The sequence below is a fragment of the Faucicola mancuniensis genome, from assembly GCF_046523945.1.
In the GTDB taxonomy this organism is placed as follows: domain Bacteria; phylum Pseudomonadota; class Gammaproteobacteria; order Pseudomonadales; family Moraxellaceae; genus Faucicola; species Faucicola mancuniensis.
On record NZ_CP171363.1, the window covers coordinates 32,780 to 52,788 of the forward strand.

General features: G+C 37.8%; 13 protein-coding genes and 3 pseudogenes. 4 read left to right on the forward strand and 12 right to left on the reverse strand.

Annotated elements, in window-relative coordinates:
• Positions 1-35: 35 nt before the first annotated feature.
• The gene (locus ACGTJS_RS00115; protein ID WP_410472396.1) at positions 36-455 is read right to left on the reverse strand and encodes a hypothetical protein; all 420 of its coding nucleotides are present in this window, start codon (positions 453-455) and stop codon (positions 36-38) included.
• 388 nt (positions 456-843) lie between these two features.
• Between ACGTJS_RS00115 and ACGTJS_RS00120 the strand changes: the two genes are divergently transcribed.
• Entirely contained in the window at positions 844-993 is a 150-nt protein-coding gene (locus ACGTJS_RS00120) for a hypothetical protein (RefSeq protein WP_410472445.1), read from the forward strand.
• Positions 994-1,087: 94 nt separating this feature from the next.
• Here ACGTJS_RS00120 and ACGTJS_RS00125 read toward each other — a convergent pair.
• Together ACGTJS_RS00125 and ACGTJS_RS00130 are read right to left on the reverse strand one after the other, a co-directional pair.
• Positions 1,088-1,562 (reverse strand): annotated as a pseudogene (locus ACGTJS_RS00125) (IS1595 family transposase); the annotation flags it as partial.
• Positions 1,563-1,676: 114 nt separating this feature from the next.
• Complete coding sequence (locus ACGTJS_RS00130) at positions 1,677-4,232, reverse strand: TonB-dependent receptor (RefSeq protein ID WP_315044240.1); 2,556 nt, start codon at positions 4,230-4,232, stop codon at positions 1,677-1,679.
• A gap of 235 nt (positions 4,233-4,467) precedes the next feature.
• On the opposite strand from ACGTJS_RS00130, the gene ACGTJS_RS00135 reads away from it, so the two are divergent.
• Together ACGTJS_RS00135 and ACGTJS_RS00140 are read left to right on the forward strand one after the other, a co-directional pair.
• A complete protein-coding gene (locus tag ACGTJS_RS00135) occupies positions 4,468-4,590 on the forward strand; it encodes a hypothetical protein (RefSeq protein ID WP_410472400.1) in 123 nt (40 codons plus the stop codon).
• A gap of 9 nt (positions 4,591-4,599) precedes the next feature.
• Positions 4,600-5,145, forward strand: a pseudogene (locus ACGTJS_RS00140) (transposase); the annotation flags it as partial.
• Position 5,146: 1 nt separating this feature from the next.
• Here ACGTJS_RS00140 and ACGTJS_RS00145 read toward each other — a convergent pair.
• The 5 genes and pseudogenes from ACGTJS_RS00145 to ACGTJS_RS00165 all read right to left on the reverse strand — a co-directional run bounded on the left by ACGTJS_RS00145 (position 5,147) and on the right by ACGTJS_RS00165 (position 11,521).
• The gene (locus ACGTJS_RS00145) at positions 5,147-6,013 is read right to left on the reverse strand and encodes a hypothetical protein (RefSeq protein ID WP_410472446.1); all 867 of its coding nucleotides are present in this window, start codon (positions 6,011-6,013) and stop codon (positions 5,147-5,149) included.
• Positions 6,014-6,911: 898 nt separating this feature from the next.
• On the reverse strand, positions 6,912-7,370 hold the full coding sequence (locus ACGTJS_RS00150; RefSeq protein ID WP_410472403.1) for a hypothetical protein: 459 nt from the start codon (positions 7,368-7,370) through the stop codon (positions 6,912-6,914).
• Between the two features lie 10 nt (positions 7,371-7,380).
• Positions 7,381-10,587, reverse strand: a complete 3,207-nt coding sequence (locus tag ACGTJS_RS00155; RefSeq protein ID WP_410473293.1) for a DNA/RNA non-specific endonuclease — start codon at positions 10,585-10,587, stop codon at positions 7,381-7,383.
• A pseudogene (locus ACGTJS_RS00160) lies at positions 10,567-10,922 on the reverse strand (hemagglutinin repeat-containing protein); the annotation flags it as partial. The gene ACGTJS_RS00155 and the pseudogene ACGTJS_RS00160, both read right to left, overlap by 21 nt.
• A 116-nt stretch (positions 10,923-11,038) precedes the next feature.
• Positions 11,039-11,521, reverse strand: coding sequence for a hypothetical protein (locus tag ACGTJS_RS00165; protein WP_410472406.1), 483 nt, complete (start codon positions 11,519-11,521; stop codon positions 11,039-11,041).
• Here ACGTJS_RS00165 and ACGTJS_RS00170 point away from each other — a divergent pair.
• Entirely contained in the window at positions 11,520-12,617 is a 1,098-nt protein-coding gene (locus ACGTJS_RS00170; protein WP_410472447.1) for an IS4 family transposase, read from the forward strand. The two genes, ACGTJS_RS00165 and ACGTJS_RS00170, sit on opposite strands and share 2 nt — an antisense overlap.
• A 409-nt stretch (positions 12,618-13,026) precedes the next feature.
• Here the strand turns inward: ACGTJS_RS00170 and ACGTJS_RS00175 are convergent, their stop codons facing one another.
• The 4 genes from ACGTJS_RS00175 to ACGTJS_RS00190 all read right to left on the reverse strand — a co-directional run bounded on the left by ACGTJS_RS00175 (position 13,027) and on the right by ACGTJS_RS00190 (position 19,099).
• Entirely contained in the window at positions 13,027-13,500 is a 474-nt protein-coding gene (locus ACGTJS_RS00175) for a hypothetical protein (protein WP_410472408.1), read from the reverse strand.
• 33 nt (positions 13,501-13,533) lie between these two features.
• Positions 13,534-14,631: an IS4 family transposase gene (locus ACGTJS_RS00180; RefSeq protein WP_410472409.1), complete on the reverse strand. Its 1,098-nt coding sequence runs from the start codon at positions 14,629-14,631 to the stop codon at positions 13,534-13,536.
• Between the two features lie 182 nt (positions 14,632-14,813).
• Positions 14,814-15,284 carry a hypothetical protein gene (locus ACGTJS_RS00185; RefSeq protein WP_410472410.1) on the reverse strand — a complete coding sequence of 157 codons (471 nt, stop codon included), beginning with the start codon at positions 15,282-15,284 and terminating at the stop codon, positions 14,814-14,816.
• The gene (locus ACGTJS_RS00190) at positions 15,281-19,099 is read right to left on the reverse strand and encodes an RHS repeat-associated core domain-containing protein (protein WP_410472448.1); all 3,819 of its coding nucleotides are present in this window, start codon (positions 19,097-19,099) and stop codon (positions 15,281-15,283) included. Before ACGTJS_RS00190 ends, ACGTJS_RS00185 begins: the two co-directional genes overlap by 4 nt.
• Positions 19,100-20,009 lie beyond the last annotated feature (910 nt).

Sequence of the window (20,009 nt, forward strand, 5' to 3'; positions counted from 1 at the left end):
GAACTAATTTAACAACAATAAAACTTTGTTTATCATTAAAGCTGAATTTGTTCCCAGTCTATTTTATCATCAGTTACCCATTCAATTCTTGGAGAAGGAATTAATGGATTGTCTAGAAAGTCTTGAACAGCTAGCCAAGCTTGTTCATTGGAGACATAAGTTCCTTTTGGCATAATCATCTCATCAGAGTTTTCAAAGAAATTGTTCAATAAATCTTTTTCTCCTAAAGAGTAACAATTCACATTGGGTGAACCGTAAATCAAATTAAACCCATACTCTATATCCTCAGAAACAGCTAAAGTGTATTTAATTCCTGAATCATCTATGAATACAAAGGATGCACCATTTTCCCAGTCAGAATGTCTATAATTTTTGAAATATTTCTCAAAAATATCTTTGTTTGGTTCATGAATATTGTAAGGTATATCAAGAAAAATAATATTGAATTTTGACATGATAAAATTCCTATAAGTTTTTAAGCATGATTTAAATAACCTGAATTCGACATAAGAAAAAACTAAAAAAAGAAGCCCAATATGTTAAAGTAAATTCACCACAAACAACCCTAACAAGGACTTCTTACATGGACAACCTCGAAGCACTATACTGCCACATAGACGACTATTGCAAAACATACACAAACGAACAACAGAAGAAAATGCTAACCCAAAAGAGCAAAAGCAGTAAAAAAACACGAAACAAACCATGCCGTATTAGTTTATCAGAAATCATCACCATATTGGTAGTATTTCACCAAATAAAATACAGAGAATTTAAAGCCTTCGGCAGTGTTCAAAAAACTGTGTCAATTCTGTAAACTAACAAAAAAACAGGAAAGACACCATGCAAAACTTTGACTTTAACGAAGCCTTAAAAGCAATCCAATCAGGCAAACCCATCACAGGCAGTGATGGGGTACTTGCCCAGCTCATCAAACAACTCACTGAAGCCCTTATCAGCCGAAATCGACAGCTACTTAGAGCAGAATCCTAGTAAAAACCGCCATAACGGTTATAGTAAAAAGACTATCAAATCCACAGTCGGTAGCTTTGAGCTAGAAACAGAGTTTTGAACGCCCTATGCTTTTATCTGCAAACTCTTTTGAATGATTAATTATAAAGTGCCTAAAATCGCTAACATCAAGAGCATTATGACTTCTATAGCTGTCAGTATAAACAATGCTGTCAGGCTTGATTTTACTTGTGATAATGGGCATTAACGTGGTTTGTTTAGTGTCTTTGACAACTACGGTATAAACTTTACCATTACGTTTTAAAAGACCAAAGACAGCAGTCTTTCCACTTGCACCACGACCACGCTTACCTTTACGAATACCACCGAAATAGCTTTCATCAAGCTCTATTTTACCGTCAAAGGTTTAGTGAGCTTCAAGGCTAAGGTTGTATTCTATCACAAGTCTTATTTTATGGTAAAAATAAGGCTGCTGTATTATGTTGAATTTGCAATAAATCTGAGGCTGTTCTGGCAGTAACTTCGGCAACAAAAAATTCAAGTGGTTTTTTCTGTGCTTTTTTACTTAATTTACAATGTGTTAGCTTCATATTTCTAGTATGACATGATAGCTAATCTAGTACAGCCCCATATTGTAACATAATGATAATAAAATGTAATGATATAACATATCATTTATGTAAATACAACCCTGCTATTTTTACTTAAAATTTGACATTAATACCTAAGCTAAAATTTCTGCCCATTTGTGGAATATAGGGCAAAAATGTTTCGTGAGCGTACACTTTTTCATCAAGCAGATTATTGGCTTTAAAGAAAATCGAATAATCGGCATTGCCTAAAAAGTTTTTGTAGTCAATCCCCATGTTTAACAGGTTATTGCCTTTGGTAATCCCTTCAAATTTGGATACCCTTTCTTGGTCAAAAGTATGCACAAACTCAAGACTTCCCGACCATTTTTCATCAAAATCGGCTTGCACTTTTGCACCAAGTCGCATTGGTGGTAGGCGTGGCGTGTAGCGGTCTTCTTGTTTGCCGTAGGTTTTCACTTCTGGGTCAAACCAGCCCGCAGGTTTATAATCCACCACAATATCAGGCATATCATGCAATCGCCCTTTGACATAGTCGCCAAAAATAGAGGCATAATAAATCGGTGAAAATTGGTAGCCGATACTGACTTCCGCACCATAAAATTTGGCAGGGCTTTGGTCGTAACGGTTAATCCGTAGCTGGCGAACGTGCTGAATGCGTGCCGTGCCGAGATATTCGTTAATCGATTGTAGGTAAATATAGTTGTCAAAATCGTACAAATAGCCCGAAACTTTGTAGTCTAATTTATCACCTTGATAAGCCAATGTTAATTCATAATTGTTGGATTTTTCCTTTTGCAAATGCCGATTGCCAATTTCAAAAGAATTGGTCGCTAAGTGCATACCGTGTGTGTAAAGCTCTTGCGAATTGGGCAAACGTTCTTGATGAGACACATTTAACGATAAAGTATAGTCAGGCAAAAACTGATAATTCAATCCCAATGCGTAAGAATGGGCAGTTTTTTCATTCGGTTTCGTCGCATCTAGGGCGTAAGTAATGGCGTTTTCTAGTTTTTCACCTTTGAGCCAGCTACTTTGACGCATTCTGTTTTCGATATAATCTTTGTCAAAATCCATTGCCACTTTTTGTTTTTCTAAACGTGTGCCAAGTTCCACCGATAGTTTGTCAAAATCATATTTACCCATCGCAAAAATGCTTTGGTTGGTTAAATCATTTTTTGTCAAAACTTGTTGATTTCGCCATTGAGTAACAGGAGATTCAGCACTATTATCCTGCTGTAAATATTGCAATCCCCACAACATTTTTAAACGCTCTGTCGGCTCGTGGGTCAATTCCAAACGGGCAACTTTGCCTTTATTTTTAAAAGATGTGCTGACAATATTGCCTTCTTTTTCATCATGTTGATAATCGACATAGCCGACATTACCACGCACTTTACTAATCCATGATGTTGGGTTTTGCCATTCGCCACGCAAATCATAACGTTTGGTCACCAAGTCAATAAAAGGCGGTGCATGGTCGTGTTTATCTTGAATACCATGACTTTCACTATTACCGTGAGCGTGTTCACAATCTGGACGTGGGTTGATATAATTAACATCGGATTCATCAATCAGTTGCGGATATTTTTGCAAATACGGACGATAGCGAAAACTGTCAAAAATCGAAATAACCGAACAACCTTCGTACAAATGATTATGAGCTGGCAATCCATATTTGTCCTTGCGTTCGCTTACCGCCACGCCAATGTAGCCTTTATCACCTACCCATGATAAACCCACGCTACCTGCTTTGGATTTTGCCCAACTCTCTGGCAAATAGTCAAAATTATAAGTTTTTGCTGCCGCCAAATCTTTATCCAAACTAGCCTTTTGTTTGAGATAACCAGCTTCATCAGTGATAAAATATGTGCGTTCAGAAAAAGGCAATCTAACACCCTTTTGAATCGCTTGCCATTCTTTTTCCAATGCTTGCAAAAGCTCTGGGGCTTTGACATAATTGTCAAGTTCGTCCCCTGTGTCAAAATCCATATAACCGTAATTGGGTGTTTGATAATTATTGGCATCTTTATGCAGACCTTCTGCATGGAACACCATATGTTTGCCCAACTGTGCGGTTAATGAACCCGTTTCCAACTTTTCATCGTTGCCTGTGTTATAGCGGATACCCACTTCACTTTCAATCGGTTTTTTTGGTAATTGGCTAGGGATTTTATTATCAATGACGTTTACCGCCCCTGCCGAATTGCCCGATTTATACAGCAATGTACTCACGCCACGTACCATTTCAATCTGTTTAGCAAGCGTGGTATCCACCATTACCGCATGGTCAGGCGACAAATGAGCCATGTCAATCACATCAGCATTATTTTGTAAAATGGTAATGCGTTTGCCTTCCTGCCCACGAATAATCGGGCTTGACGCACCACCACCAAACTGATTGGAATGAATGCCCAACTCACCGTCCAACGCATCACCCAATGTGGTGGCACGGGTTTTTAGCGTATCTTTTTTGATAAGCAAATCACTGCCCTTTTGTTTGCTATCCAACAATGATGTGTTCATTTTGGTAGCAGAGCCCTGAATCACTATCGTATCAAGCACGGTCTCTGGTACTGGCGATAACACGCTGGCATCATCAGCAAAAACGGACATGGTATAACTAGAAAATACAGCTAAAACTGCCAAATGAAGTGAATTTTTTAGCATAAAACAACCCAATTTTAACAAAAAAAGAAATATTATAACATAATACAAGTATTATGTTATAATATAACGTTTATTTTTTCAGATAATAAAACCAATCCATCATTTTAAAAAATCAAATAAAATGATGAAAAACTTCTCTGCACACGATAAAAATTACTTAAAACAAAGTTGATTTTGGTAGTGTTCAAAAAACTGTGTCAATTCTGTAAACTAACAAAAAAACAGGAAAGACACCATGCAAAACTTTGACTTTAACAAAGCCCTAAAAGCCATCCAATCAGGCAAACCCATCACAGGCAGTGATGGGGTACTTGCCCCGCTCATCAAACAACTCACTGAAGCTGCCTTAATGGCATGAGCTATGGAGCAATCACGACCACTTGATAGTGTTTATCCCTTTGTTTGGCTCGATGCTATTCACTACAAGGTCAAAGACGAAGGACGCTATGTCAATAAAGCGGTTTACACGCTTCTAGCACTTAATACCGAAGGTAAAAAAGAACTCATCGGTCTATACTGCTTTGAGAGTGAAGGAGCAAACTACTGGCTATCGGTACTCACTGATTTACACAATCGTGGCGTACAAGATATTCTCATTGCTTGCGTTGATGGCTTAAAAGGCTTTCCTGAGGCGATACAGGCTGTCTTTCCTAATACAGAGGTGCAATTGTGTGTGATTCATCAAATTCGCAATAGTCTGCGTTATGTGGCAAGTCGTGACCAAAAAGCCTTTATGCGTGATTTAAAGCCTGTGTATAAGGCGGTAAACGAAACAAGCTTGCTAAAATTACTGTATGTTGGTATGCTAAATGCGTCAGAGAAATGGACGATGCCAATTAATAATTGGGGTCAATCAATGATGCAGTTGTCTATCCATTTCTCTGGTCGTTTAGATGCTGTGATGAAACTATAATTTAACGGATACAGGGTTTTGAATGCTCTCCATTAGCAATCAAGTCACTGCGTGTAGATAATTCTCTTTCTTTTAAAAATTTATGAATTTCATCAGGTATTTCTTCATCTTCTAAAAATTCATAAAAGGTTAAGACAACTTCTTCAGGCATATACTGTTTCTCACGCAATAAACACATCGTCTTTAACCAATAAACAGCATCATCAGGACGACCTTTCATGTAAACGTGTTTAAGTTCTTTGCCCAATACTTGCATGCAGGTTTTATTTAACTTTTCTTTATCAAATTCACCATATGCAAAATGGCGTAAGATAGCATACATCAAAGTCACCAAACCTGTTTTTGATGTGAGTTTGACTGGTTTATTGCCTTTAAAATGCTCATAAACTGCTATGCCTTGTTGGTATTCTTTGGCAAATAAACAGCGTTGTAAATAGGTATAAAATAATTGGCGATCCAATCCCTTACAGACTGAATAATCGATTGGATTTCGTTGTTCAAAAAACCATAGATTGGTTTGAGCCAAACATTCTTTCCAAATGTCTATATTATCCTGACCTGTATATAACCATATTGCTCCTGCATAAGCTTCATATATCAAACAAACATGACTAGGTCGCCAACTAACTTCAATTTTTAGTTCAATTGCTTTTTCACACAGCCTAATAATTCTAGGTAAAAACTGCTCAAATAGAGACTTTTCACCAAGCATATAACTATAATAGCAATTGCGTAAACTTCCACTGGCAATACCACCATGCATTACATTGATTGCTGACTCATCTCTGGAAGACTCGTGATAATAGAAAAATCCACCTTTCCCAGAATTTTTAACATCTTTTAAAAGGCTTTCTTTAATTGTTTCCATATGTCACCTTATTTTACTTTTTGACCATTTTCATACTTTTGTATTACCATTTTTCCATCAAGCCCACCACTACCCACTGTTCGGGTTTCAAAATTACCAGCATCAACATCTTCTATTAATTTTGTTTTTTGTTCAGCAGGTAAATTAGAATTTTGAATAACTCTTATGGCTTCTTGTTTTGCATTTTCCCAAGCTCCACTAGAATCACCAGATGCAGTTTTAGCGTTTATATCGAAGGTGGGAGAAATTTCTAACGTCCCATCATCACTACGGAATTTATTATCCCATAAAACTACTGTTTCAGATTTAGGGTCAATTGAGATAACATCACTGCCATGTGTTCCAGGTTTATCGCCCCATTTAAGGACTACAAAACCCTCATTAGCAACTTTGTTAGCAAGATCAATTTCATGAACAAATCCATTTATCTGAGAATTTAAAATACTGTCAGAGCTGCCTGGTTTAGCATTGATTTGCGAAGGCTTAAAATCCCATCCTACTATAGGATCTGGAAGTGTAGGATGTAATGTCCTACTATTGTACAGTCTACTACTTCGATCTGTGATTAGATACTCAGGCGTAACCCCTTCAGCTTTTATTGCTGATTTTGGCGGATGTAATGGGTCTTTAACGAATACATGATTATCATTCTGAGCTGGTCTATTGGTAGCACGATGGATATTAGGCTCATTCTCATTAAGAATTTTACCATCAGCATCAACTTCAAAATATTTAGCTTTACCGCCTGTTGCACTCCACTCGGGATTTTCGATGACATTAACAGTCCTACCACGGTCTTCAAAGGTATTTTTCTTTAGACACGAAAAAGCAGTCTAAAAATACCTAACTAAATCCCTTAGCGTACTATCTTTTCCGTTCGATATGCTGAACTGTATAACTAATAAAATTCACTCTTGGGTTTTCCTGACGTACCTGTGCCTTTATGCTTTATACGTTCCAACCATAAATCTTTTGGGATTCCTAATTTCTTAGACTCATCCTCTGTTAAGTCGCTAATTCCTCTCATAATTAAATGAGACCATCTATCATCTTCTGGGATATAGGCAACATTCATATTAAAATTGCCATTATTTGTGAGAGTGGCTTGATAATGATTCCAATCACCTTTTGCTGAATCATAAGAATCTTCAATAATTTTTTTTAAAATATTACGAGTTTCCCTCAGATTAATATTTTCAAATAATGAGCTATTTTCGTTATTTTTATCTTCAAAGTATAAACTACAGGTACTGAAATCGGAATATATAAATCCCTCAAAATAACAAGCTTTAGCTTCATGCGGAAAAATATCTTTTAATATATTTTTAACCTCTACAAAGTCATATAAGTTTTTCATAATTTCAACCTCACTTACCAGTGGCTGTGTTTGCCAATTCAAATTCTCTTTCGACTTTTCCAATTCTCTCAGTAATAATAAACTTGTATGGTCTTTTACTATTTCCACTATAGACAGGTTCAATTTTAACTTTCACATTTCTTCCAGCTTCTAAGTTACTTCTCCAAGTATTCTCTAAATCATACCAACCTCCATTTTTGCGATTCAATACTCTATTCATTGGAACAACATTTATTTGTTCCCCCATTCCTCTAAACATAGACGCAATCAAATGTCCGCCGTCATCATCAGCAAGCCTATCAGTTCCTCCAGCTTTTTTTTGCTCGTACAGATTACGGTGAGGATCAGCCCATTCTGTATCTAGTTTTAAATCTGCTTCAACTGAATGAACTCGTGAGTATGCATCAGTTTGATATTTGTAACCATCTGGTGTGTAGTAAGTTTGATTTGGTTGTGGTTTTTTGCCCTCGGGATTCCATGAATTCCCCTTTTCACCTGGCGTAAGCGTTTTTGAGCCATCTTCATTTAAAGTGATATCAGGTTTCTTACTATCTATAATTTGAACTTTAGGATTTTTTACGCCTGTAATTTTTACTTCAACAAACTTTGGAGCATTCGGATTGGTAACAAGGTCTGGATTATCAATGATTGCTTTTCTTTCCATGAAGGTATTGCCTTTGGAATCAATCCCAGTTTTATAGTCTGCAAAAGTAACATTATGACCATCAATTTTTTTAGTTTCAGGGTTTTCTCCTACATCTAAGAAGCAATTTTTATTATGAACCCAGACCCCATCAAGACCGCCAATTCCTTTAACAAAGAAAGTATGGTCAGTATTAACCTCCAAGTTATAACTGTTTAATGGCGTTTTAACAGTATACACTTCTGAAATAACTTGCCACTCACCATTTGAGCCAAGCACTTTATAACCTTTCTTCAAATCACCTGCATTAATCCAATAAGCATTTTTAATATCACCATGATATTCTTTGCCAATAGATGGTTTTGCAGGATTGATATCATTTCCATAACTTGAAAAGTACGGATGTAAGCTATCTGATACAATCTGCTGACTATGTCCATGACTATCAGTGATAGTAACGTAAGTCGTATCAGGGTCAATACTGTTCATGGTATGAAGAACTTTTTGATATCCCATGAGTCCAGTTTTTTCATTTTTTGACCAAACCATATCACCAATTTGAATTTCATTAATCGACTTATAGCCGTTAATGGTACGGACTTCCATATCACCACGGAAGGAGCAGTTTGTTTCTCTTGTCAGATTATTATGATTAGTAGATACTTCCTGCTGTGAAACTCTATTATTTTCTTCAGCTTTTTTCTTCTGAGCAGCTATCTCAGCAGCTTTTTTTTCAGCTTCCGCCTTAGCTTTATCCGCTGCTTCCTTAGTAATTTGATTGCCAACAATTTTACCAGTTGAACCTATTACCTTAGCCGCACCAGTAGCAGTTGTAATTACCTCTGCAGCTTGAATACCTAGTAACGCTTTTTGTCCCCCAGAAACATCTTGACCATAAATTTTATTTAGATTACCTTGTGATAAAGATGCTAGACCTTGACCAAAAGCATTGCTTTTATCTTTTACTGTGTCAACTGTAGAATCTTTTGCATCATTGGCACATTTACTAATATTCCCTGCACATTCTTTCGCTGAATTCCACAAGCCTTTTGCAGTATCTGAAGCCACAGTTCCAGCATCCTTTGCAATCTGCGATGCAGAATGACTTTGCCAGTATTTTTTTACGTCACTTGCTGTATTATTAGCTACTTGATTTAGTCCTTGAATTATATTGGAATTTTGCTTAGAAATCAAATTTCTATTGTTAAAGGCTTGGTCAGTGTCTAGAGCGTATTCTTCTGGTCTTATAAAATCGCTATTTACTGCTGTGAAAAATTTTTGTTTCCCACCTAACTCATTTGTGAAATAACCATTAGAACTTGCCAAAAAGTTGGCAACAGTGTCTGTACCTTTAGGAAGAGCTAACATCCATAGCAGATCAGTTTGCCGAGCTGCTTCTTGTGCCAAACGTTTTTCAGCTTCTACATCTGAAATACCCATTTTTAATGCGAAATCATGAGTATTCTTAGTTATCCATGCTCTTTCAGAAGGATGTAATTGTCTATTATTCGCATCCATGTTAACCGCAGTTGCTATACTATTAGTACCAAGACCAGCCGAATTACTGACCCCAGCAATAGTTGCACTCGACAATCCACTTGCTAGACCTTGAGCCACCGTTGGATTCATACCTTGCTCAATTAGTTTTTCTGTAAATTTACTTTCCAACTCATTAATTTTAGGAGCGGCAGCAGCCACTCCGCCACTAAAGGCAGCACCTTGCAAAGAACCAGAACCCAAAGCCCCAGCAGCTGTATGAGCCATCACACGATAAGCACCGCCTTCTTTCCAATTATTATAATCTTGCTCATGTGCTTGCTTGAACGCTTCAACTTTTTGTAGATCCTCTAAAATTAACTGTCGTTGTACAGGGTCAGTAGTAGAGTTAAGTTTATCATTTAACTGCCCTTCAACCATTTGAGCATATTCATAGCGTTTGGTTTTTTCTTTAGCATAATCCCCAATTACTTTCGGAATTTCCTTACCATACTCTTGAGTAATCTGCACCTGAGCACCAATCTCAGCATTGACCTTGTCTTTATCAAAGTTATTCGCTAACGACTTATTCAAAGTTTCGACATTAGCGATCGTCACCTCTGACTTACCAGCAACCCCAGTCACCGCACCATACGTCGTACTGGCTTGGCTGTCACCATCTTTACCATAACCTACACCACTGACTTTGGGTTTTTGACCTGTTTCAGCCGACAAACCAGCATTAATCCCATCCGCCTTATACTGGCTATGGTTCTCAATATCACTAACTTCCAACCCACCCCTAAACTGGGTTTTATTAGCCTCAGGCGTTGCCGTCGTAAAGTACGCCCCTTTAAACGTACTCTTACCCTCTACCACCACATCGGATGATTGATACTGTAAGCCTGTCTGCTCAGTCACCGCTGCATAATCGGCGTTTGCTCGAGTACGACCGCCATTGACAGATAAACTCCTCCCTGCTCCTTGTTTGACTAAATCAATATCTGCACTAAACCCAGCATTGGTCTGTTTACCATCATATGTAGCGGTATCCTGACGGCTGGTGGCTTTAATTGCCCCACCAATATGACCCGTCATACGGTTGCCTTTTTCCACTGCCCCATCTACGACATAGTCACCACCCACGTTTTGGTAAGTGGTACCTGCCACATTGATATGGCTGTTGGCGTTTCACCATTACCATAACCTTTTGCCATATTGGCATTGGCACTAATCCCTGCACTGCCTTTGGTGTCAATATATACCCCAATGCCATAACTGCTTGATTTATTGGTACTACGGTCATACCCAGTGCCTGTGGCGACTTGTTCTATTACATCGCCTTCTACGTTGTTGTAGCGGTCACCTTTAAGATTTAAGTCACTGCCTGTCAATACAACATCGCTGTCTTCGCTTTTGCCTTGGATATTCAATACAAGGTTATTGGCATTGATTTGTGAAATTCAATACTCGATAAAATTCCTTAGCGTGCTATATGGTCCGAATTCTGTGCTGACCCCTTATTGTATATTATGATTCGAGTTTTATACTAACCCTTATTTAAATTCTGATTAAGCAAATTCAAATTATAAAGACCATATTCTATTATATTAGGTATAGTTTGCTTTACAATAAGCCAACCCTCGACCAGTGAAGTTATGGAATTCACAAGTGTTAAAAATTTTACTATTTTCACTTTATCGTCAATCTCAATAACTCTCTCAGAAGTCTGTGGTTTATAACTAAATCCTAAAACTTCCCATCGACTAGATATTTCATCTAAATCCAAATTAAATACATTAAAATCTTCTAAATAAATATTTGGTGGATCAACATCGTCAAATTCTAGTTTTTCCAAAAGAAAAGTATCTCCTTGGTTTCTAATTTTAACTATATCGAAATGTATTATATCCTCATCATCACTAATAATTTCATTTGAAACGTTGAAGAATTCCTCTGCACACGACAAAAAAACAAAAAAGTCTGATAAAACAATGGCATAATAGTAATTTTTCCGACGAATTAAAACCATGCCAAACCTTATCAGACTAGAAAGAATTTTATCGCAAAACCTAACAATACACAAGGCAAAAATCAACTGCTTAAGTCTAATGATAATAGCCATCATTACCGCCCAAAGCAGTAACCTAAAAAAGATAGCCAGACACTTTACCAACAGCACAACAAATGACAGCAACTACCGAAGAATACAACGCTTTTTCGCCCAAACACCCCTAAATGAACACCAAATAGCACGCCTTATCTTTCAACTATTTGGACTAAACAAAGTCACACTCACCATTGACCGTACCAACTGGAAATGGGGAAAAAGCAACATCAACATCTTCATGTTAGCTGTTGTACACAAAGGCATTGCCATACCCTTATACTGGACAATGCTAGACAAACAAGGCAACTCAAAAACACTAGAGAGAACACAACTCATTGAAAAATTCATTCACACCTTTGGTAAAGATAAAATACAAAAAGTATTAGCCGATAGAGAATTTGTGGGTTCTGCATGGTTCGACTGGCTAACAAAACAAAATATTAAATTTGCCATACGCATTAAAAAAGACAGTAAAGTGACCAATACACAAGGACAAAGCGTACAAATTAAAACACTATTTCATAATTTAAACCAGCAAGATACTTATCACCATGCTAGAACACTCTTTGTTGATAAGTGTCCTGTCAAGGTATCGGCAAAGCTTGATAGTGATAATGATTATGTGATTGTGGCTACCAATGATTTTGATGATATTGACCCTATGGCAACTTATGCGATGCGTTGGCAGATTGAAACGCTGTTTTCTTGTTTAAAGGGGCGTGGTTTTAATCTTGAGGATACGCATTTGACTAAACAAGACAGAGTGAGTAAATTGGTTGCGGTAAATGCGTTAGCCTTTTGTTGGGCTTATTTGACTGGCTTGGCGGTCATTGATGATAAGCCTAGTCATTATAAACGTTGCCTTAAGTCTAATGGTCGTCCTCAGTCAAGTGTTTTTGCTTTGGGGTTAGATTTTCTGATTGATGGATTTAGATGGTTTATTATGTGTGGTGATTTTGCTTTTTTTAATAGGTTGGTTGATTTTCTCAGTTTTAAAAGAAAATCAACTTTATTTTAGTAGTTTCTGTCGTGTGCAGAGGAAGAATTCATAATTATAATTTGATATACGATTAATTTGTGCTGATGTTAAGTTTCTAAATTTGATGGAATAATTTCTAAATCCAATTTTATAAAAGTCATAACCATGTCTACCGTATTTTTCCATTTTGGATAGTTACTATACCATCTTTTGCTTGTATATATATGGTTCTAAAATTAGTCGCTCTACCTAGTGCATTTTTAAAACCAGTTTCAGGGTTTACTTGAGATAAATTATATACCTTCGAAATTTCAGCTTTTGTAAATTGAGGACTACCGTCAGTATCTATGCAAAAGCATAGTATTATTTTTTTGACCTTATAGTCTCTTAACTTGCTGTTATATCTCCTGTTTCTAGTCTATCAGATTAGTTCTGCTAGTCTAGAGCCTTATTTATTACAATCACTTTTTTCATAGTAGAATATATTAATTCTTAGTCTTGGAAATCCATTGGTATTTGCAGATTCTATAAAAGTGAATCTTGATAAATTCATTCCTATTTTTCCATAACAATAACTAAGAAATATATTTTCATCATCTTTAGTCCTTTTAGGTACCATCTTCCAGTAAGGATTACTATCTAAATTATCTCTTATCGTTTTAATTTCTTCTCCTTTAGGATTATTATAATAATAGCTTAAATATGTATAACCATTTTGTCTTATTCTATTTTCTGTTACATCAGGAGGTCGAACATTTTTAGTAACACCTTCCATTAGATTTTTTAATTGTATAGAAATCTGTTCCAAATTAACAAGTTCCTTTTTGTTGTTTTTTAGCTTGTCTGTATCTTTATATCCTAGAAAAATACTTATGCTTATAAGCCCAATGATTAAGATATGTACAATATATTTTTTTAACATATTATTTTTTTCCTCTGCACACGACAGAAACTACTAAAATAAAGTTGATTTTCTTTTAAAACTGAGAAAATCAACCAACCTATTAAAAAAAGCAAAATCACCACACATAATAAACCATCTAAATCCATCAATCAGAAAATCTAACCCCAAAGCAAAAACACTTAACTGAGGACGACCATTAGACTTAAGGCAACGTTTATAATGACTAGGCTTATCATCAATGACCGCCAAGCCAGTCAAATAAGCCCAACAAAAGGCTAACGCATTTACCGCAACCAATTTACTCACTCTGTCTTGTTTAGTCAAATGCGTATCCTCAAGATTAAAACCACGCCCCTTTAAACAAGAAAACAGCGTTTCAATCTGCCAACGCATCGCATAAGTTGCCATAGGGTCAATATCATCAAAATCATTGGTAGCCACAATCACATAATCATTATCACTATCAAGCTTTGCCGATACCTTGACAGGACACTTATCAACAAAGAGTGTTCTAGCATGGTGATAAGTATCTTGCTGGTTTAAATTATGAAATAGTGTTTTAATTTGTACGCTTTGTCCTTGTGTATTGGTCACTTTACTGTCTTTTTTAATGCGTATGGCAAATTTAATATTTTGTTTTGTTAGCCAGTCGAACCATGCAGAACCCACAAATTCTCTATCGGCTAATACTTTTTGTATTTTATCTTTACCAAAGGTGTGAATGAATTTTTCAATGAGTTGTGTTCTCTCTAGTGTTTTTGAGTTGCCTTGTTTGTCTAGCATTGTCCAGTATAAGGGTATGGCAATGCCTTTGTGTACAACAGCTAACATGAAGATGTTGATGTTGCTTTTTCCCCATTTCCAGTTGGTACGGTCAATGGTGAGTGTGACTTTGTTTAGTCCAAATAGTTGAAAGATAAGGCGTGCTATTTGGTGTTCATTTAGGGGTGTTTGGGCGAAAAAGCGTTGTATTCTTCGGTAGTTGCTGTCATTTGTTGTGCTGTTGGTAAAGTGTCTGGCTATCTTTTTTAGGTTACTGCTTTGGGCGGTAATGATGGCTATTATCATTAGACTTAAGCAGTTGATTTTTGCCTTGTGTATTGTTAGGTTTTGCGATAAAATTCTTTCTAGTCTGATAAGGTTTGGCATGGTTTTAATTCGTCGGAAAAATTACTATTATGCCATTGTTTTATCAGACTTTTTTGTTTTTTTGTCGTGTGCAGAGGATTTTTAGTTAGTTTTTGTGCTTGTTCGGGTGTCATTTTTTTTGTTTGGTTTTGGTTGATAAAGTTAGTATTATATCAGTTTTGTTTGTTGGTTTGGAAAGAGGTCTAATATGATTTAGCCCAAAAAGAGAGAAGAAAAATATTTTTACATTCATCAATAGGAATCGCTAAGAACTCTGTTCTGTATTTTTCAAAGTTTAATTTTATGTTAAAAACTTCAATATCATTGATATTTACATTGATAAAATCTTCAAAACAAAACTGTATATAATCCATTATTTTATAACTCAAAATATTATTTCGATTTTTGTCATAATTTGACGAGTTATTAAAAGGTTTCTGTAAAATTTTAAAGCTAATAATTTTTTCCATATCATAAAATTTAATTTTTTTGAAATCCAAACTCTTTTGGTCGTAAGGTAAATCATAGAAACCAACTATGGAAGAAAGTAAATTATTATTGGAGTTTTCTATAACTATGGCTGTCATAGTATAATCTCCAATATCTCTATCAATACTTGACAGAGCATTTAGAAACCCACTTAAAAATTGTAAATTTTCCATATTTATATTCATTTGCTATCCTCATCTTTATCCATAAAAAATGGGACATCAATACAATTTTCTTTACAATATTGGTCGAATCTTCTTTTTAGTTTATCTTTATGGTCTTGAAGTTTTTTTATATATTTTTGATGGTCGGCATAAACTTTAGTACCTTTTTCTGCTGGATTTAAGTCAGATTTACGCCAAGCAATAGTGGTTTTTAAATCTTCTAGTGCTTTCTCAAGTTCATTACATGGTTCGTACCCATTCATGTTAAGAATTTCTTTTTCTCTTGCGTGTGAAATAGTATTGGGATAGGGTGCAATGCCTGCCATAGGTATAAGACTATCACTTGGTATAGAGACAGCAACCACGCCTACACCTACAGCAGCAGCGACAGGTGCAGCATTAATTGCTGTTGCTATCCCAGTTGCAATAGCAGATATACCTTCGCCAATCGCAGTTGTAATTGCAGGAGCAGCAGCTAAACACATTGGGCATAATCCACTAGGGTCGCTATATTCAAGCGGACTACCACCCACATACCCCCACCGATTAAGCCCACCTGCCAAATCAATTGGGTCATTCTCCACATACCGCCCCGTTTTTGGGTCGTAGAACCTAAAATAATTATAAAATAGCCCTGTTTCTGTGTCTTCGTATTGCCCCGCCATGCGTAACGGCATCTTAACATTCGCCACCTGCGGAGCAACATCCCCAAACGCATCGCCCTCCCATCGCCACAATACCTCGCTATTTGCTCCTAGAATCGCTCTAGGCGTGCCCAAATGGTCAGAGTGGATAGAAAGTACCTGACCCGCCTTCTCGCTCGTTACAAGCGAAATGGGAGCGTTTCCAAGATATAGATATTCTCTGATAGGATTGCCATTGGCATCATACTCCCCCAATGGCTTGCCTTGCTCGTCATACACAAAGTAGGTTTTGCTGTTGCCACTGTTTTTTTGTACCCGTTGCCCTAGGGCGTTATACACATTCACCACCCCAACCGAGCCGTTTTGGATGCGGTCAATGCGTCCCTCGCTGTTATAGCTGTAACTGCGTGTGCCGTCGTTAGTGACTTTACCACTGGCATCATAGCTAAAGGCTTGGTATTGGTTCGTCCCTGCTTTGACAGGAGTGGTGTTGGTGGCGATACCATTCACCGTTTTTTGGGTGCGATTGGCGTTGTTGTCGTAGCTATAGCCAAGTTGGGCAGTGGTCTGCCCTTGGGTTAGGCTTTGATTGGTGAGACGGTCAAGGCGGTCATGCTGAAATAGTCCGTTAATCCCTGCTTTGCTGTCGGTCAGGTTGGTGATACGGTTGCCCACATCATACTGATAACTACGCTGTATGGCAGGGTCGTTGATTTGGGTCAGTCTGCCATCCAAGTCGTATTGGTAACTGACCGCTTGCTTAGTCTGTGACCAGTTGTAGCCTTTGATACCGTTGGGGCTGTAACTGATGTTATCAATGACCTGTACGGTTTGGTTGTCGATGGTTTTGAGTTGCACCCCTTTTAAGATGCCTTTGTCATACTGATACACCGCCAACTGCCCACTTGGGTAGCGAATTTCGTCAAGCTGTCCGCCTTGCGTGTAGTGGTAGCGGGTAGTAAGTACGGTTTTTTCAGTGGTCTGTACTTTTTCAATCAGCTGGTTATTGGAGTTGTACTGGTAGGTCGTTGTGCCACTGGTATCGGTGAGTCTGTTAATGCGACCTTTGTCGTCATAGCTGTAACTGGCTAATACTTTGCCTGAACCTTCGGCTCGTTGGGTCAATCTGCCTTTGTCGTCATAGCTGTAGTTTTGGGTGCGACCTGCTCCGTCGGTTTGACTAACCACTTGTCCTTTACCGTTGTATTGGTTGGTGGCTTTGCCTGTGTCAGGGCTTTCGGTGGTCAGTACGTCACCAAAGGCATTGTAGCTGTAGCTGGTCGTGACTTTGTTGCTGTCGGTGACGGTGAGCAGTTGGTCAAGGGCGTTGTAAGTGTAATTGACAGGCTGACCATTGGCATCGATGTCTTGGATTTTGCGTTTTAAGCTGTCGTACTGACTGCCTGTGGTGCGTGCTAAGGCATCTTGGGTTTGTGTTAAGTTGTCTTGGTTGTCATAGCCATAAGACTGATTTTGCCCATTGTTGCCTGTATCTATGGTTAGGCGACCTAGGGTGTCGTAGCTTTGTTTGTGACTGTTCGCAAGTGTCCCTTGGGGGTCGTGTTTTTGGGTTTCGATGATGTCACCCGCCCCGTTTAGGGTGTAGCTGATGCGATTGCCGAGGCTGTCGGTCATGCCAATCATGCGGTGGGCATCGTCGTATTGGTAGCTAATGACTTGCCCGTCAGGGAGCGTGGTTTTGATGAGCTGACCAACACCATCATATTGATAGGTAGTGGTGGCGGTTTGGGTGGGCTGTTTGGTGATATTAAACTTAACAGGGTTAGGCAACAAAGGTTTCTTAAAGGCTTTTCTAACACTGTTTTGAAAGTCAATCCAGCCACTTTTAGCTTGGCTTAGTTCTTTAAGGGTGGGGTAACCGATGGTGATGGTTTGGGTAAGTACCCGCCCTGCATCGTCATAGGTAAGTTTGGTGACTTGTCCTGTAGGACTGGTAATCGTCTGCGGTTTGTTGTTGGCATTGTAGTCGCTGTAAGTGGTGGTTAAGCCTTGGGCATCGATGCTTTGAACTAAGTTACCTTTGTTGTCATATGCCCATTTGCTGGTCTGTCCCTGCGGGTTGGTCTCACTTAGCTTTTGGGCATTGGCGTTGTAAGTGTAGCTCCAAGTGCGTGACTCTTGGGTTTGGGGGTCGATGATGGTTTTGCTTAAAGCGTTGCCTTTCTCATCATAGGTGTAACTGGTGATGCGTAGGGCTTGTTTGAGACTGCCGTCAGGGTTGGCACTGCCTTCGGTGATTTTGGTTTTGACAGGTAAATTTTCTGACCATTCGGTGAGCGCGATTTTACTGTCAGTTGTGCCAAAGGCTTCAATACGGCTGGTTTCTAGGTTACGGCTTTGGTCATAGGTGTATTTGGTGGTTAGCCCGTTTTTGGTTTCCGAGATGATATTGCCACCTTGGTCATATTGGCGGTCAATGGACTGACCTGCGATGACTTGGTGGGTAATACGATTTGTACCTGATACCAAAGCTAGGTTATAACTGCGGTTGTTGCCATATTCATCGGTTACTTGCGTAACACCATCCTCGAAGCTTAATGTGAATTTTTGGGTTGACCCTGCATGCTCGGTTAAAATACCTCTGTTAGCACTATCATAGGCGTAGGTAGCATAACGCTTACCATTTTCATCAATGATACCTGTGAGTAGATTAGGGTTGTCGTTGGGAGCTTTATCTGCTTCATCATAGATATAGGTTTTAACGCCAAATCCTGGGCGTTTGACTGTAATTAGTCGACCTAAGTTATCATAACCATAATCAAGGGTTTTACCGTTCGGCAAGCCAATTTGTACCAGTTTGCCTGTGGTGTCATAGCGATAGTTTAAGCTGTTACCAAGTTGGTCGGTGGCTGTGGCAATTTTACTATTTTGGTGGGTTAGATTGATGAATTGTCCATTGGGGTAATCAATGTGAGTAAGGTTGAATTGAGTATTTTCTGAGGTAGTAGGCGATATTACCTTTTCATATATCTCAATTACACCTGTTTTTAAATTTTTGACTTGCCATGTATTATTTTGCTGAAGAATTTGAAGGTTGGTATCTGCATCTACAAACCAATTACCATTAGAAATTTCCGCAGTTATATAGCTTCCATCACCTTTTATAATTCTTATTGAACTAAAATTAGCATCTTTATTTTGAGTGGCAATAATTTTATCACTATAACTCATGCTCCAATCTAAGTTAATGTCCGATATTAAGCTATTATATTGGCGAGTTACTCTTAATAAGCTATTGGAACTGGACCAATCTTTCTCGTTAAGCGTTTTATTTCCAGTAGTAATAGAACAAGGATTCCCAACTGAAGCTGAACAGCTTAAAAATTTTGGTGGGCTGTTTTGGTAACATAAGAAACCAGGATGCTTATTAAGATCTTTATACCAAATAAAGTCGTAACCTGAACGACAGTAATATTTGGGACTAGGCTTAATCCTGTATAATGTGTCTCCTGGAACATCCCATTCCCTATAGAATCTTTCACTCGCAACATAACTTTTATACTGTATCGTTGGGTTAAATCTTATATGTTGTTCATTAGTCCGATAATTTTTGTCTAAAAATTTGTCATAATAATGTATATCGGGGTGACCATAAAATGGATTACTATAACTACCCCAAGGTTGGTTAGTCCATTCTCCTACAGGGGTAAACGAATTTTTATATATGTCATAATCAGGATCAATTCTTTGTATAAAACCTGACGCTTCAGCCTCTGAATTAAAATCTTTCATTGCCTGATCTTCAGGCGTGAAGATACCAGATTTAGACCACTTATATAAATATTTATTATCTTCTGGTTGTATAGCATCAGGAGTAAAACAATTAAGATGCCCTCCAAATTCCTTGCAGTCAGTTTCTACATAGTTACCATTAGCGAGTTGTGTAGTTAAACCTACTAACACCGCTAATGTTATCAATTTTAATCTCATATTCTATCTCTAAAATCAACACAATATGAATTTTAACTATTTTTTACTAAACAGTCAACAAAACAGTCAACAAAAATCCGACTAATGGTTGACTATTATTCTACTTACTAAAAACAACGATTTTCTTATGAGGGCTTTATTTACACTTTGT